This is a genomic window from Propioniciclava coleopterorum (genome assembly GCF_011393335.1).
GTDB lineage: Bacteria > Actinomycetota > Actinomycetes > Propionibacteriales > Propionibacteriaceae > Propioniciclava > Propioniciclava coleopterorum.
This window is the reverse complement of sequence record NZ_CP049865.1, coordinates 1788833-1802309: the sequence shown is the minus strand read 5'-3', so window position 1 is coordinate 1802309 and position 13477 is coordinate 1788833. Positions and strand designations below refer to the sequence as shown.

Below are 13477 nucleotides of genomic sequence, written 5' to 3'. Positions count from 1 at the left end.
GACGACCATGACGCCCACAACGGCGCGGGTGCCGACGCTGCAGATCCTGCGCGTCATCCACCTGCTCGTCGCGGCGCTGGCCGCCTGGGAGGCGATCGACGTCATCGGTACCCCGGGCGTCGCGGCAGGGGTGATCGTCGTCGCGGTCGTGGCGACCGTCGCGGTCACGATCGCGCCGCGGCACCCCCGGACCGCCACCGTGCTGACCGCGGGCGTGCTGGTGGCCGGCGCGTTCCAGCCCGGCTACGCGCTCGGGATCCTTCCGTTGCTCGTGACCGTCGTGGTGGCGCTGGGGACGCTGCCCCGCCGGGACGCCCTCCTCTGCGTCGTGGCGCTGGCGGCCGCGGTTCTGGCGGGATCGGTGCTGACCACCGCCTGGGACGCCCTGGTGTCGCTGTTGTTCTTCGCGGTGTGCCTGCTCGCCGGGCTGATGCTCCGGCTCGCGCGGCGCAACGCCCGCCGCGCCTCCGCCGAGATGGACGCGCTCGCCCGGCGGGCGCGCGCCGTGCAGCAGGCCGAACGCAGCGCGTTGGCCGACGATCTGGCCACCATCCTGCGCGAGGACCTCGCCGACGCGGACGAGCGGGTGCGCACCGCCGTCCACGGCGCCGGCGACGCCGAGGTCGCCCAGACCCTCGCGGGGGTGCGGCAGGTGGCCGACGGGGCCCTGGCCCGGCTGCGCGGGCTCGTGACGACCCTTCGCGACACCACCGACGCGGCCCCCGTGTCGATCGCCGGCGTCCTGGAGGGCGTGGAGGACGTGCTGGTGGGCTACGGCTTCCCGGTGACCCTCGCGGTCGACCAGGAGGTCGGCGACATGTCGCCCGGCGTCGGGGCCGCCCTCGCGCGGACCCTGCGCGAGGGCGCCGAGGCGCTGCGGAGCCGCGGCGTCCCGGGCGGCGAGATCCTCCTGGAGTGCCGCCGCGAGGGCGGCGCCGTCTCGGTGCGGCTGAGCCAGGCGGGCGGTGAGGCGTGGGAGCGCAGCGTCCCGCTCGGCGCCGCCCCCGCGTCCGCCGTCGACCCCGGACGGGGACACTGGCTCGCACGGGTCCCGCTCGGCCCGCTGCGCTTCGGGTTCAGCGCGCTCGCGCTCGCCTGCCTGATCTCCGTCGGGGTGTCGGCGGGCGGGCTGCTGGCCTCCGGCGACGCAGGCTGGGCGGCGGCGGCGCTCTGGGCACCGCTGTGGCTCGGGCTGTCGGTGTTGCCCTGGGCCCCGCGGGTCGCGACCTGGCTGCTCGCGGCCGGGCTGGTCGTGCTGCTGCTCGGCGCCCGCCCCGACCCGTCGATCCAGCAGCCGTTGCTCCCGGCGGTCATCGCGCTGACGGCGGTGCTGGCGGCCCGCTCGTCGCGCTGGCTCGCCCCGTTCGCGATCGCGTGGACGGTGGCGGGCGTCGCGGCCGCGTGGGGGCGCCTGGAACCGGAGGCGCTCGGCGTGCTGATCTTCGTGCCGCTGACGCTGGGGCTCATCATCGGCCTGGGGGCGGGCCACCTCCTGCGGACCCGGGCCGCGCAACTCGAGGACCTCGATCAGCTGCGGACCGCCGCCGCGTCCGCCCGCAGCACCGAGCGCCGCCTGCTGGCGGGCGAACTGCACGACGTGGTGGCCCACCAGCTCACCCTGATCGGCCTCCAGGTGGACGCCCACACCCGGCGGGCTGACAGCAGCGCCGTGCGCGCGGTGGCGCGGCGGGTCTCGGACATCCTGGGCAGCGCCCGGGCCGACCTGGAGATCATCATCGCCGCCGGACGCCGCAGCGGACCGCAGCCCGCCGCGTCCGCCACCTGGCTCGCCCCCACGGTCGCCGTGGCGGCGGTCACGTCGGCGCTCACGGACGCGGGTCACGCAGTGACGAGCCACGTCGACCCCGGGGCCGACGACTGCGATCCGGTGACGCGGCGGACGGCGTCCAGGATCCTGCGCGAGGCGACCACGAACATCCTGCGCTACGGCGCCCCCGCGTCCCCCTGCCGGATCGACGTGCGGGTCTCGGCGGCCACGCTGTCCCTCACCGTGACGAGCCGACCCGCGGCGACCCCGACCCCGAATCCGTTCTCGACCGGCTACGGGCTGCTCGGCCTGAGCGAGCGCGCCGCGCTCACCGGCGGCGAGTTCTCGGCCGGGCCCGTCGGATCCGACTGGGTGGTGGCCGCGGCCCTTCCGCGCTGGGGCGGCTTCGAGGTCCCGGCCGCGGGTAGACCCGAGGGGGAGGTGCCGGCGACGGTCGTCCCTCGCCGCGAGGTCCCGCTGCCGCGGCTCGTCGTGATCGCCCCGCCCCCACGCTGACCCCGCGGTGAGGCTCGCGATCCACGCCCGGCGGACAGCCCCGTCAGCCGGTGGTGCAGTCGCAGGGGGCACCGTCTGCCGGTGGTGCGGTCGCAGGCGTCAGCCGATGGTGCGGTCGCGGGGGTGGTCGGCGCGAGCCGTCAGCTCGGGGTGCGGCCTCCGGGGGCGGCCACCACGGCCAGCAGCCCACCGGCCATGCCGAGGTTCTTCAGCGCCTGGGTGAGTTGAGCGGCCCGCGCCTGCGGGTCGGTCTCCTTCCAGAACGGGTGGCCGGCGATCGTGGTGGGCACCAGGGCGGCGAGCACGCCCGCGGCGCCGAGCCGGGGCAGGATGCCGGTCGCGACGGACAGGCCGCCGGCGACCATCGCCGCGCCGTTGGCCCGCACGGCCAGATCCGACAGGTCGGCGGGGATGCCGAAGGCCTCGGCGGCCTTCACCCGCCCGCCGGGCTGACGGGCGGCCTGCCAGCCCAGGTAGACGAACGGCGCGGCGACCGCGACGCGGGATGCGAGGGTGAACACGTTCATCCCTCGAGGGTAATCGCGTGTCCCCGCCGGCGGAACCGGGTCGGGCCCCTCCGCTGCCGACGGGTGCCGCCGCCGGCGCCCCACGCGCCCCTGATACCGCTTTCACGTGACTGCTAGGGCAATCGGCGCCGAAGTCGTACACATTCGTACGCCCGTGAGCGTGGACCGCGTGGCACATATCGGCACGATTGGTTGATACTACAAGCATGGACGGACCCCGGCCCCCCTACCCAGAGATCGGGCGGCTCATCAACGAGGCGCGCATCCGCAAGCACTTGTCGATCCGCGCCGCGGCCCGGGTCGCGGGGGTCCCGCCGGCCACGCTGCAGGGCTGGCTGAACGGGCGCCACCTCCCCACCCCGGCCCTGCGCGGGAACTTCGAGACGCTGCTCCAGGCGCTCGACCTCACGTGCGCGCAACTCGTCGACTGGACCGCGCCGCCCGAGGGCCGCTCGCTCGTGGGGCGGACGCCGCGCGACCCGGAACCGTGGCGCTTCGCGGTCGACGAGGCCACCCTGTCGAGGCTGGACGCCGCCGTCGGCTGAGCGTCCGGCCGATCCTCACGGCCGGTGCGCCGCCGCCGCGGCGCCGGCTACAGGCCCTCCTCCGCGGCGGCCTCCGTGGTGTTCTCCGGACGCCTCCGCGCGGTCCGCACCACGCCGATGGACGCCGCGACGACGCACGCCATCGCGAGCACCTCGACCGGACGCAGCGTCTCGCCCAGCAGGATCAGCGCCGCCAGGGCGGCGACGGCGGGTTCGAGGCTCATCAGGATGCCGAAGATGCGGGGCTCGATGCGCCGCAGCACCACCATCTCGATGCCGTAGGGGATGACCGAGCTGAGCAGGCCGACGGCGGCGCCGACCAGCCAGACCCGGACGATCGGGTCGGGGAAGGCGTCCAGCGCCAGCATGATCGGGGTGACGCCGAGGAAGCCGACCCAGAAGGCGACGGCGACGCCGTCGACGCCGGACCAGCGGCGTCCGGTCGGCCCGGCGAGCAGGATGTAGGCCGCCCACAGCGCGGCGGCGGCCAGCGCCCACAGGACGCCGATCGGGTCGAGATCCCCCGGCGAGAAGCCCAGCAGCGCGACGCCCAGGGCGGCGAGGCCGACCCAGAGCAGGTCGCGCCAGCGCCGCGACAGCGCCACCGAAACCCCCAGCGGGCCCAGGAACTCCAGCGTGACCGCCATCCCGACGGGGATCCGCTGGATCGCCTCGTAGAAGGTGACGTTCATCGCGGCCATGCTGGCGCCGTAGCCGACCACCCAGCCCCAGTCGGACGCCGACCGCCCGGTCAGCTTGGGCCGGGTGAGCACCCCCAGGATGATCGCGGCGGCGCCGAGCCGCAGCCACGCCACCGACAGCGGTGCCGCCAGCGAGTAGAGGTCCTTGGCGATGGAGGAGCCCAGCTGCACCGTGGTGATCGAGATCAGCAGCAGCGCGATCGGCGCCGCCGACAACCGGGCCACCCCCGACCTCAACCGCTCCCGCACCGCACTTCCCTTCGCCTCGACGTCCCCGCCATGCTCTCACCGCGGGGCCGCGCCGCCGCATCCGGCGTCCGGGGTTGCCATCGGCGCGGCCGAGGGTGCCCGGGGGCGGCGGCGCGGCGTCCGCGCGGCCCGGGATGTCGTTCTGGTGCCCCCAGCGCCCGGCCTGGCCGGCATCACCCCTGGTCGCGGCGATCGGCACCGGCTCTCGGGGCACCAGGACGACATCCGCCCCCCGAGGAGCAGCCCGCGGAGCCCGGGCTCGCGGGCGTGCTCAGTGCTCCTGGTCGGCCCACCAGGCGAGCAGTTCGGCCGTGGCACGCTCCTCGCCCAGCGGGCCCTCTTCCAGGCGGCGCTCCATCAGGAACCCGTAGGCCCGGCCGACGACCGGGCCGGGCTTGATCCCCAGGATCGCCATGATCTGCGTGCCGTCCAGGTCGGGCCGGATGGCGTCCAGCTCCTCCTGGGCCGCGAGCTCGTCGATGCGCCACTCGAGCTGCTCGTAGGCGGTCCGCAGCCGGTTGGCCTTGCGCTGGTTGCGGGTGGTGCAGTCGGCGCGGGTCAGGATGTGGAGCCGCTCGAGCTGATCGCCGGCGTCGCGCACGTAGCGGCGGACCGCGGAGTCGGTCCAGTCGGTGTCGGCGTAGCCGTGGAAGCGCAGGTGCAGCTCGACCAGCTTGGCGACCGCCTTGATCTGGTCGGTGGAGAACCGCAGCTCGGCGAGCCGCTTCCTCGTCATCTTGGCGCCGACGACGTCGTGGTGGTGGAACGAGACCTTGCCGCCGCCCTCGAACCGCTTGGTGCGGGGCTTGCCGACGTCGTGGAAGATCGCGGCGAGCCGCCCCACCAGGTCGGGCGCGTGGCCCCGCGCCTTCTCGAGGTCGATCGACTGCTCGAGCACGGTGAGCGTGTGCTCGTAGATGTCCTTGTGACGGCCGTGCTCGTCCACCTCCCGCACCAGCGCCGACACCTCGGGGATGACGCGGTCGGCGAGCCCGGTGCGCACCAGGAGGTCCAGGCCGGGACGCGGGGCGTCCGACAGCAGCGTGCGCGACAGTTCGTCGCGGACCCGCTCGGCGGAGATGATGTCGATCCGCTTCGCCATGGACTCCATGGCCGCGACGACCTCCGGCGCGGGCGTGAAGCCGAGCTGCGAGGTGAAGCGGGCCGCGCGCATCATGCGCAGGGGGTCGTCGCCGAAGGAGACCTCGGGCGGCGACGGCGTCCGCAGCACGCCCGCGGCCAGGTCGCCCAGGCCGCCGTGCGGGTCGGAGAAGGCGCCGTTGACGACCGACAGCGCCATGGCGTTCACGGTGAAGTCGCGGCGGATCAGGTCGTCGGTGAGGGAATCGCCGAACTCGACGGTCGGCTTGCGGGAGGCCGGGTCGTAGGAGTCGGCCCGGTAGGTCGTCACCTCGACGATGTCCTCCCGGCCGCCGTCGCGCAGCGCGGCGCCGATGGTGCCGAACGCGCGGCCGATGTCCCAGGTCGCGGGCGTCAGCGTCCGCAGGATCGCCTCGATCGCGTCCGGGCGGGCGTCGGTGGTGAAGTCCAGGTCGTGCACGCCGCGCCCCATGAGCGCGTCCCGCACCGGGCCGCCGACCAGGTGCAGGTCGTACCCGGACGCCGCGAAGGCGTCGCCGACCCGGCGGATCGCCGGGGTCGCGAGCACCGCCTCGGAGAGGGCGCGACGCTGGTCTACGGAGAGGGAGGACACGTTGATCGAGCTTAGCGGCCTACGATGGACAGGTGACTGCGAACCGGCCCGGCCCCTGCCGCCGCCGGATCCTCGGACCCCTGCTCAGCCTGCTGTTGCTGGTCGCGCTCACGCTGACCGGCCCGCCGGCGCACGCGGCGGAGCAGGCCGTCTCCCTCACCCTGAGCCGCGCCGAGGTCGTCGACGGCCGCCTGCACCTGGCCGGCACGGTCACCAACACCTCCGACGCGCCGCTGCGCACCCTGACCGTCTCGCTGTGGCGCTCGTCGCGGCCGCTCGTGTCCCGCGAGGCCGTCGAGAAGGCCCTGACCGAGAAGACCACCACCGAGGGGGGCACGGTCGGCGGGCAGACGGCCACCGTCACCCTCACCGCTGCCGACCAGGAGATCCAGCCCGGCCAGACCACCGCGTTCTCCGTGGACGCCGCCACCAGCAACCTCGGCCTGGGCGCGACGGCCTCCTACTGGGTGGGGGTGGACGCCGCGGGCCGCGCCGTCGGGGAGACCCCGATCCGGACGCTGGGGACGCTGCGCACGCTGGCGCAGGTGCCCCGCCAGGACGTCCCGGTGGCGTCGGTCGTGGAACTCTCCTCGCGGCCGCGGCAGATCAAGGCCGACCTGTTCACCGATGACGGGCTCGCCGAGGAACTCTCCACCGGACGCCTCCGCGCACTCCTGGACGCCGCCGCGGCCCGCGACACCGACTGGTTCGTGGATCCCGGCCTGCTCGCCGAGGTCCGCGACATGGCCGACGGCTACTTCGTCACCTCCGGCACCGAGCGCGTGCGCGGCGAGGGCGAGGCGGCCGCCGCGGCGTGGCTCGAGGCGTTCGAGGCGCTCGACGCGTCCCGGGGGCACACGGGCCTGTTCGGGACGCCCGACCTGTCCGCGTCCGGGACGGCCCGCTTCCCCGCGCTGCAGGAGGACGCCGTGACGGCCGGCGCCCGGGTGGAGAGCCCGGGCTCCCGCGCGGTCCTGCTGGTCTCCCCGGACGCGGCCGCGCTGAAGCGGGTCGAGCCCCTCGGCGCCCCCGTCCTCGCGCTCGGCGTCCGGCTTCCCGCCGCCGTCTCCCGCGCCGGCGGGGTCACCGTCGTCGAGGTGGATCCCCCCTCGTTCAGCCCCACGGCCCTGCTGCCGGACACGCCGGTGAACCGGCGCAACACCCTCGCCGCCCAGGCCCTCGCCGGCGGGGGCCAGGTCCGCTGGCTCCGCACCGCCGCGGACGTCGCCTCCGACGCCGACCCGCTGCCCGCCGGCTTCCGCCGCGCTCCGCTCGCCGACGTGCTGGGGACGCCGCCCGCCGAGTGGACCCCCACTCGCCCCCGCGCACCGGCGTCCTCACGCGCGACGTGGTCGCGCGGCTCGAGCGCCTCGGCGAGCGGCTCCGCGTCTACGGCGCGCTGGCCCCCTCGACGGGCATCGCCGACATCGCGGACGCCCAGGTGGCCCGCGGCGGCTCGCTGCGGTGGGAGGACGCCGAGACGCAGCAGCAGGCGTGGTTCGACGCGATCGACCGGCGGCTCGCGGCGACCGCCGAGCCCCCCGTGACCCTGGACGCGCTGCCCCGCTTCTCGATGACCGGCGCCACGAGCGACTTCCCCGTCACCGTGACCAACCACCTCACCGACCCGGCCGTCGTCCGGGTGGCGGTCAGTACCGACAACCCCCAGCGCATCCGTTTCACCGCCCCCGAGCCCGTCACGGTGCAGGCGGGTGCCAGCAGCACCGTCATGCTCGCCGCGACCGCGGCCGGCGGCGGGGTGGTGACCGCGCAGGTGCACCTGGAATCCGTGGACGGTCGTCGGCTCACCCCCGACACTGAGATCACGGTGGAGACCACCAACTTCGGCGCGATCGCGTGGACGCTGGTCATCGTCTCGGGCATCGTGCTGGTCGTGAGCACCGCGCTGCGCATCAAGAAGGTGCGCGCGCGCCAGAAGGGGGTGGGACATGGCTGAGCCGACGCGTTCGCCCGCGCCCACCGCGTCCCCGACGCCCGAGGCATCCAGCCGGCGGCTGCTCAACGCGACCGCGGTGATGGCGTCCGGGACGCTCATCAGCCGCGTGCTCGGCTTCCTGCGCGCCGGGTTGCTCGTGATCGTGCTGGGCTCGGCCAACCCGCAGGTCGAGACGTTCACCCTCGCGACGCTGGTGCCCAACTCGCTGTACATGCTGTTCGCCGGCGGCGCGCTCAACACGGTGCTGGTCCCGCAGATCGTCCGGCACACCCGGAACGACGCCGACGCGGGCGAGGCGTTCATCAACCGGATCATGACCGCCTTCACGCTCGTCCTGCTCGGGGTGACGGCCGTCGCCATGCTGCTCACGCCGCAGGTGATGAGCCTGTGGACGGCCGGCGTGTGGCGCACCCCCGCGATGGCCGGGCACTGGCAGCAACTGGTGCTGATGGCCCTGCTGACGATGCCGCAGCTGTTCTTCTTCGGCGCGTTCTTCCTCATCGGCCAGGTGCTCAACGCCCGCGACCGGTTCGGCCCGATGATGTGGGCGCCCATCCTCAACAACGTGGTCGGGATCGGGGTGCTGGGGCTCTACCTCGCGATCTGGGGCACGTCGGGCGACCGGTCGGCGCCGTTCTCCGACCAGCAGGTCCTGGTGCTCGGCATCGGCTCCACGATCGGCATTCTGGTGCAGACGCTGGCGCTCATCCCGAGCATGCGGGCCACGGGCCTCACCTTCCGGCCCCGCTTCGACCTGAAGGGCCAGGGGCTCGGAGAGACGTTCCACCTCGCCAAGTGGATGCTCGGCTACGTGCTGCTGACCACGCTGGTGCAGGTCGTCGTCAGCCGGCTCGCGAGCGGGGCGACCGTTGAGCAGGCGGGCGTCCCGGGCGCCGGACTGACGGCCTACAACACCGCCTACCTGGTGTGGATCCTGCCCCACTCGCTGCTGACGGTCTCGCTGGCCACGGCGATGCTGCCCTCGGCGTCCCGGCTCGCGGCCGCGCACGACCTGCCCGGGGTCGCCGCCGAGACGATGCGCACCATGCGGCTCGCGCTGACGTTCCTGGTGCCCGCCGCGGTGGCCTTCCTCGTGCTCGGCCTGCCGTTCGCGCGGCTCGCGTTCGGCCACGGCGCCAACGCCGACACCTGGGCGTTCATCGGCTGGACGCTGATGGCGTTCGCGCTGGGGCTGGTGCCGTTCACGGTCCAGTACGTCCACCTGCGGGGGTTCTACGCGCTGGAGGACACCCGCACCCCGTTCTTCGTGCAGGTGGGGATCGCGCTGGTCAACGTCGCCCTGGCGGTCGGGCTGGTCGCGCTCGTGCAGGACCCCGCCACCGTCGCGCCGCGGCTGGCGATCGCCTACGCGGTGGCCTACCTGGTCGGCGCCCTGCTGACGCATCGGCTGCTCGCGCGCCGGCTGCCCACCCTGTCCGGCGCGCCGCTGGTGCGGCTGCTCACCCAGCTCTTCCTGTCGGTGCTGCCCGGAGCGCTGCTGGCCGCCGGCATCGCCTGGTGGACGCGCGAGGCGTCCTTCGGGGTGACCTTGGGTGCGTTCCTGGGAGCGCTCGCCCTCGCCGGCGCCACCTTCTTCGGCATGGCGCGCCTGCTGCACATCCCCGAGGCCGGGCAACTGCTGGCCGTCCTGCGGCGCCGCGGGGACTCCCTGCCGACCGAGCTCGCCGAGGCCGAGGAGGCCGTCACGATCGAGGGCGCCGCCGAGCGGGACGCCGTCGTCCTGGCCTATCCGGACCCGTCGAGCACCCCGGCCGACCCCGACTTCGACCCGCGCGACGCCCAGGGCGACATCCTCGAGAGCCGTTACCGGCTCGAGGAACCCCTCAACCGCCGCGGCTCGACCGTCACCTGGCGGGCGCTCGACCTCAAGCTCGGCCGCCCGGTGCTGATCCACATCCTCGACCCGCACGACCCGCGCGCCCTCGACGTCCTCGACCAGGCCCGCCGCGCGGCCCCCGCCATCGACAACCGGTTCCTACGGGTGTGGGACGCCGTGCTCGACGAGTCGGGCGGCGCCGGCAGCTTCGTCGTCTGCGAGTACGCCCCCGGACGCTCGCTCGAACTGCTGCTGCACGACGGCCCGCTGTCGGACCTCGAGGCGGCCTGGCTGGTGCGCGAGCTCGCGGCCGGGCTGGCCGGCATGCACGCCCAGGGGCTGCACCACCGGGTCCTGAACCCCGACACCATCGTCGTCACCACCAGCGGCAACCCGAAGATCGTCGGCTTCCTGGTCGAGCACGCGCTGCACCCGGACGCCGCCGACAGCGACCCGGAGCGCGCCGACGTCCAGGCGCTCGGCGAGGTGCTGTACGCGTCCCTGACCGCCCGCTGGCCCGGGCCGAGCCGGTACGGGCTCCCGGCGGCCACCACCGACCGGCACGGCCGCCCACTGCCGCCCGACCAGGCGTCCACCCGGGTGTCGGTCGAGGTGTCCGACATCGCCGAGCGGATCCTCTCCAGCGCGCCGCGCGGCCGGGGCACGCCCCTGACCACCGCCGCCGACATCGCCGAGGCGCTCTCGGCGCTGCTCGGGGGCGCCGACGCCGCCCACCTGCTCGAACTGCGGCTCGAGGGTCCGGTCGAACTGGTGCGGATCCCCGCGGGGACGCCGCAGGGGCTGCCCGGGGCGTCCGGACGCGGACCGCTGGGGCGTCCGGAAGGTCGGGCGGCCGAACCCGCTCCCGTCGACGGATCGCCCGCCGCGCGGCCGCACGCCCCCGGTGCGCAGCCACCCGCGTCCGGCGCGCAACCACCCGCGTCCGGCGGACAGCCCCCGGCCGGCCGCCCGGGGGCGTCGCCGCCGTTCCTCCCGCCGCCTCCGGTGGAGCGCCCGCGAGCGCCGCCCGTCTGAGCGTCAGCCAGGACGTCCCGTTCGAGCGCCGACGCCGGGTGTTCGGATCGCGGCCCTCGGCCGACGACGAGCCGGTCGAGGACGATCCCGGCGAGCCCACCGGCGCCCTGCATCACCGCGCGGACGCGCCCGCCTCGCCGTGGGGCAGCCCGGACCACGAGGAGGCCACCCAGTCGATCTGGTCCGACGTCGACGACGAGGAGCCGGCGCCCGGACAGCCCTACACGCCGATCCCCCCGCCGTCGGAGCAGCTGCGCGTCTCGGAGCAGGCACCCTCGCGCGACCCCTCCCGACGCTGGCAGGGCGCGCTGCTCGCGCTGGTCGTCATCGCCCTGGTGGTCGGGCTGGTCGGCGTCTTCGTGAACCAGTTCAACCGGACCAGCGCGATGCCGGCGGCACCCCAGCAGGCCTACGTGCTCGCGGGCGCCCGCGACTTCGACCCCAGCGCCGACGGGGGCGACGACCGCGAGAACCCCGACCTGGCACAGCTCACGATCGACGGGAACCCGGCGACCGCCTGGACCACCGAGCGGTACGGCAGGTCGGCCGACTTCAACGGACGCAAGCCCGGCGCCGGCGTCGTCGTCGACCTGGGCGAGCCGAAGCCGGTGTCGTGGATCGTCCTGACGCTCGGGGACGCCCCGACGACCGGCGAGGTGCGCGTCCCGGTGCAGGCGGACGTGACGAGCCCGCCCCTGGACGCGGCGTCCTCGTGGCGGCGCGTGGCCTCGTTCGAGCCGTCGACGGGCCACGTCCAACTTCACCTGGACCGCCCCGTGACGACGCGGTTCGTCCTGGTGTACCTCACCGCGCTGCCCCGGGTGGGCCCGAACTACCAGGGCACGATCGCGGAGATCCAGGTCACGCCCTGAGACGGCCGGCCGGGAATGCCCGGCGGCGCGGCGGGGTTGAGGGGGCGCGGCCAGTAGGCTGACCCCACACGCCCACACGAGGAAAGCAGCATGAGCGACGTTCGCGAAGTCATCATCATCGGCTCCGGCCCCACCGGCTACACCGCGGCCATCTACACCGCCCGCGCGGCGCTGGAGCCGCTCATGTTCACCGGATCGGTCGAGGCCGGCGGCGCGCTGATGAACACGACCGAGGTCGAGAACTTCCCCGGCTTCCCCGAGGGCATCATGGGCCCCGACCTGATGATGAACATGCGCGGCCAGGCCGAGCGGTTCGGCGCCGAGCTCGTCGAGGAGGACGTCGTCGAGGTCGACCTGACCGGCCCCATCAAGGTCGTGAAGGACGCCAACGGCGTCGAGTACCGCGCCAAGGCCGTGATCCTCGCCATGGGTTCGGGCTACCGCCGGCTGGGGATCCCCGGCGAGGACAAGCTCTCCGGCAAGGGCGTCTCGTGGTGCGCGACCTGCGACGGCTTCTTCTTCCGCAACAAGCCGATCGCGGTCATCGGCGGTGGTGACTCCGCCGTGGAGGAGGCGACCTTCCTCAGCCGCTTCGGCGAGACCGTGACGATGGTCGTGCGCCGCGACGAGCTGCGCGCCAGCAAGATCATGGCCGCCCGCGCGGAGGCCGACCCCAAGGTCAGCATGCTCTGGGACTCGGTCGTCGAGTCCATCAACGGCGACGTGTCGGTGGAGTCGATCACCGTGCGCAACGTCAAGACCGGCGAGACGAGCGACGTCGCCGTGCAGGGCGTGTTCGTGGCGATCGGCCACGACCCCCGCTCCGAACTCGTCCGCGGCCAGGTCGACCTGGACGCCGGCGGCTACGTGCTGGTCAAGCCCGGCACGCAGGAGACCAACCTGCCCGGCGTGTTCGCCGCGGGCGACCTCGTCGACCACACCTACCGGCAGGCGATCACCGCGGCCGGCACAGGCTGCGCCGCTGCGCTGGACGCCGAGCGCTACCTCGCCGCCCTGGCCGACGCGGTGCTCACCGACAAGGCCATCGCGCGCGCCTGATCCTTCGCCACCCGGACCGGCGACCCGACGTCATGGCCCGCAGCGCCGCGCCGACGCATCACTCGTTGGTGCCCTTGATCGACCCGGTGAGTACGGGGAGGTTCGTGATGTCGTGGATGTCGGCGAAGGCGAGGCACACGCCCTCACGGCCGCCCCGCTCGTAGCTCGCCACGCCGGGCACCCCCCCGTACCACCCGTACTTGGAATCGCGCTCCTCCATACCGACGTACCGTGTGAACGCCTCATCGCAGGCACCCCGGAGGAACTTCTGCAGGGCGGCCTCGTCGGGATAGCCGCCGTCGGGGAACTCGAAGAAGCCGAAGACCTCCTCCTCGTGCGCCTCGGAACACGGAACAGGGGGAACCAGGTACTGGGCGTCTCCCGTGAGCGCCAGGCAGCTGCCGATCTGGTACGCATCCGAGTACTTGGGCAACCGTGCGGTGGCCGTCGACTCCGCTCCGGGCGTTCCCGTCTCCGCAGCGGCGGGCTGCTCCGTCGCCGGGGGTCCCGGCGCTCCGCTCGGGGCGGCGGGCGACACCAAGCTGCATCCGGCCAGCGTCAGCGCCGCAGCGACGGCCACCGCGGCCGATCCAGCGCGGGCGAGTGCGGTGCGACTCATCATCGGTCCTTCTGTCACGGGGGCGGCTGATCCTCGTCGAGGAGCGCGGGGGTGCGCGTAGGCGGCGAGCTTAGCCAG

The 13477-nt window shown here is 74.4% G+C and carries 11 protein-coding genes; 7 read left to right on the top strand and 4 right to left on the bottom strand.

Annotated elements, in window-relative coordinates; all coding sequences use genetic code 11:
- Positions 1–7 precede the first annotated feature (7 nt).
- Positions 8–2284, top strand: a complete 2277-nt coding sequence (locus tag G7070_RS08650) for a sensor histidine kinase (RefSeq protein ID WP_166233405.1) — start codon at positions 8–10, stop codon at positions 2282–2284.
- 140 nt (positions 2285–2424) lie between these two features.
- On the opposite strand, the gene G7070_RS08645 is transcribed toward G7070_RS08650, so the two are convergent.
- Positions 2425–2811 carry a DoxX family protein gene (locus G7070_RS08645; RefSeq protein ID WP_166233404.1) on the bottom strand — a complete coding sequence of 129 codons (387 nt, stop codon included), beginning with the start codon at positions 2809–2811 and terminating at the stop codon, positions 2425–2427.
- Between the two features lie 206 nt (positions 2812–3017).
- Here G7070_RS08645 and G7070_RS08640 point away from each other — a divergent pair, with 206 nt between their 5' ends.
- The gene (locus G7070_RS08640) at positions 3018–3356 is read left to right on the top strand and encodes a helix-turn-helix domain-containing protein (RefSeq protein ID WP_166233403.1); all 339 of its coding nucleotides are present in this window, start codon (positions 3018–3020) and stop codon (positions 3354–3356) included.
- A gap of 47 nt (positions 3357–3403) precedes the next feature.
- Here the strand turns inward: G7070_RS08640 and G7070_RS08635 are convergent, their stop codons facing one another.
- Together G7070_RS08635 and G7070_RS08630 are read right to left on the bottom strand one after the other, a co-directional pair.
- Positions 3404–4306, bottom strand: coding sequence for an EamA family transporter (locus G7070_RS08635; protein WP_246227576.1), 903 nt, complete (start codon positions 4304–4306; stop codon positions 3404–3406).
- A gap of 271 nt (positions 4307–4577) precedes the next feature.
- Positions 4578–6020, bottom strand: coding sequence for a CCA tRNA nucleotidyltransferase (locus tag G7070_RS08630; RefSeq protein ID WP_166233402.1), 1443 nt, complete (start codon positions 6018–6020; stop codon positions 4578–4580).
- Between the two features lie 32 nt (positions 6021–6052).
- On the opposite strand from G7070_RS08630, the gene G7070_RS19565 reads away from it, so the two are divergent.
- The 5 genes from G7070_RS19565 to trxB all read left to right on the top strand — a co-directional run bounded on the left by G7070_RS19565 (position 6053) and on the right by trxB (position 12780).
- Positions 6053–7567 carry a hypothetical protein gene (locus G7070_RS19565; protein ID WP_166233401.1) on the top strand — a complete coding sequence of 505 codons (1515 nt, stop codon included), beginning with the start codon at positions 6053–6055 and terminating at the stop codon, positions 7565–7567.
- Positions 7462–7977 carry a DUF6049 family protein gene (locus G7070_RS08620; protein WP_348981494.1) on the top strand — a complete coding sequence of 172 codons (516 nt, stop codon included), beginning with the start codon at positions 7462–7464 and terminating at the stop codon, positions 7975–7977. Before G7070_RS19565 ends, G7070_RS08620 begins: the two co-directional genes overlap by 106 nt.
- A complete protein-coding gene (gene murJ / locus G7070_RS08615; protein WP_166233399.1) occupies positions 7970–10849 on the top strand; it encodes a murein biosynthesis integral membrane protein MurJ in 2880 nt (959 codons plus the stop codon). Before G7070_RS08620 ends, murJ begins: the two co-directional genes overlap by 8 nt.
- Positions 10850–10887: 38 nt before the next feature.
- Complete coding sequence (locus G7070_RS08610) at positions 10888–11721, top strand: discoidin domain-containing protein (RefSeq protein WP_166233398.1); 834 nt, start codon at positions 10888–10890, stop codon at positions 11719–11721.
- A gap of 90 nt (positions 11722–11811) precedes the next feature.
- Entirely contained in the window at positions 11812–12780 is a 969-nt protein-coding gene (trxB, locus tag G7070_RS08605) for a thioredoxin-disulfide reductase (protein ID WP_166233397.1), read from the top strand.
- Positions 12781–12838: 58 nt separating this feature from the next.
- Here trxB and G7070_RS08600 read toward each other — a convergent pair whose 3' ends face one another.
- On the bottom strand, positions 12839–13399 hold the full coding sequence (locus G7070_RS08600) for a septum formation family protein (RefSeq protein ID WP_166233396.1): 561 nt from the start codon (positions 13397–13399) through the stop codon (positions 12839–12841).
- Positions 13400–13477: the final 78 nt, after the last annotated feature.

What these genes read in the sequence shown, in the direction of transcription:
- G7070_RS08640 (WP_166233403.1), top strand. Translation starts at nt 3,018, where the DNA reads ATGGACGGACCCCGGCCCCCCTACCCAGAGATCGGGCGGCTCATCAAC.
- G7070_RS08600 (WP_166233396.1), bottom strand. Translation starts at nt 13,399, where the DNA reads ATGAGTCGCACCGCACTCGCCCGCGCTGGATCGGCCGCGGTGGCCGTC.
- G7070_RS08650 (WP_166233405.1), top strand. Translation starts at nt 8, where the DNA reads ATGACGCCCACAACGGCGCGGGTGCCGACGCTGCAGATCCTGCGCGTC.
- murJ (WP_166233399.1), top strand. Translation starts at nt 7,970, where the DNA reads ATGGCTGAGCCGACGCGTTCGCCCGCGCCCACCGCGTCCCCGACGCCC.
- G7070_RS08645 (WP_166233404.1), bottom strand. Translation starts at nt 2,811, where the DNA reads ATGAACGTGTTCACCCTCGCATCCCGCGTCGCGGTCGCCGCGCCGTTC.
- trxB (WP_166233397.1), top strand. Translation starts at nt 11,812, where the DNA reads ATGAGCGACGTTCGCGAAGTCATCATCATCGGCTCCGGCCCCACCGGC.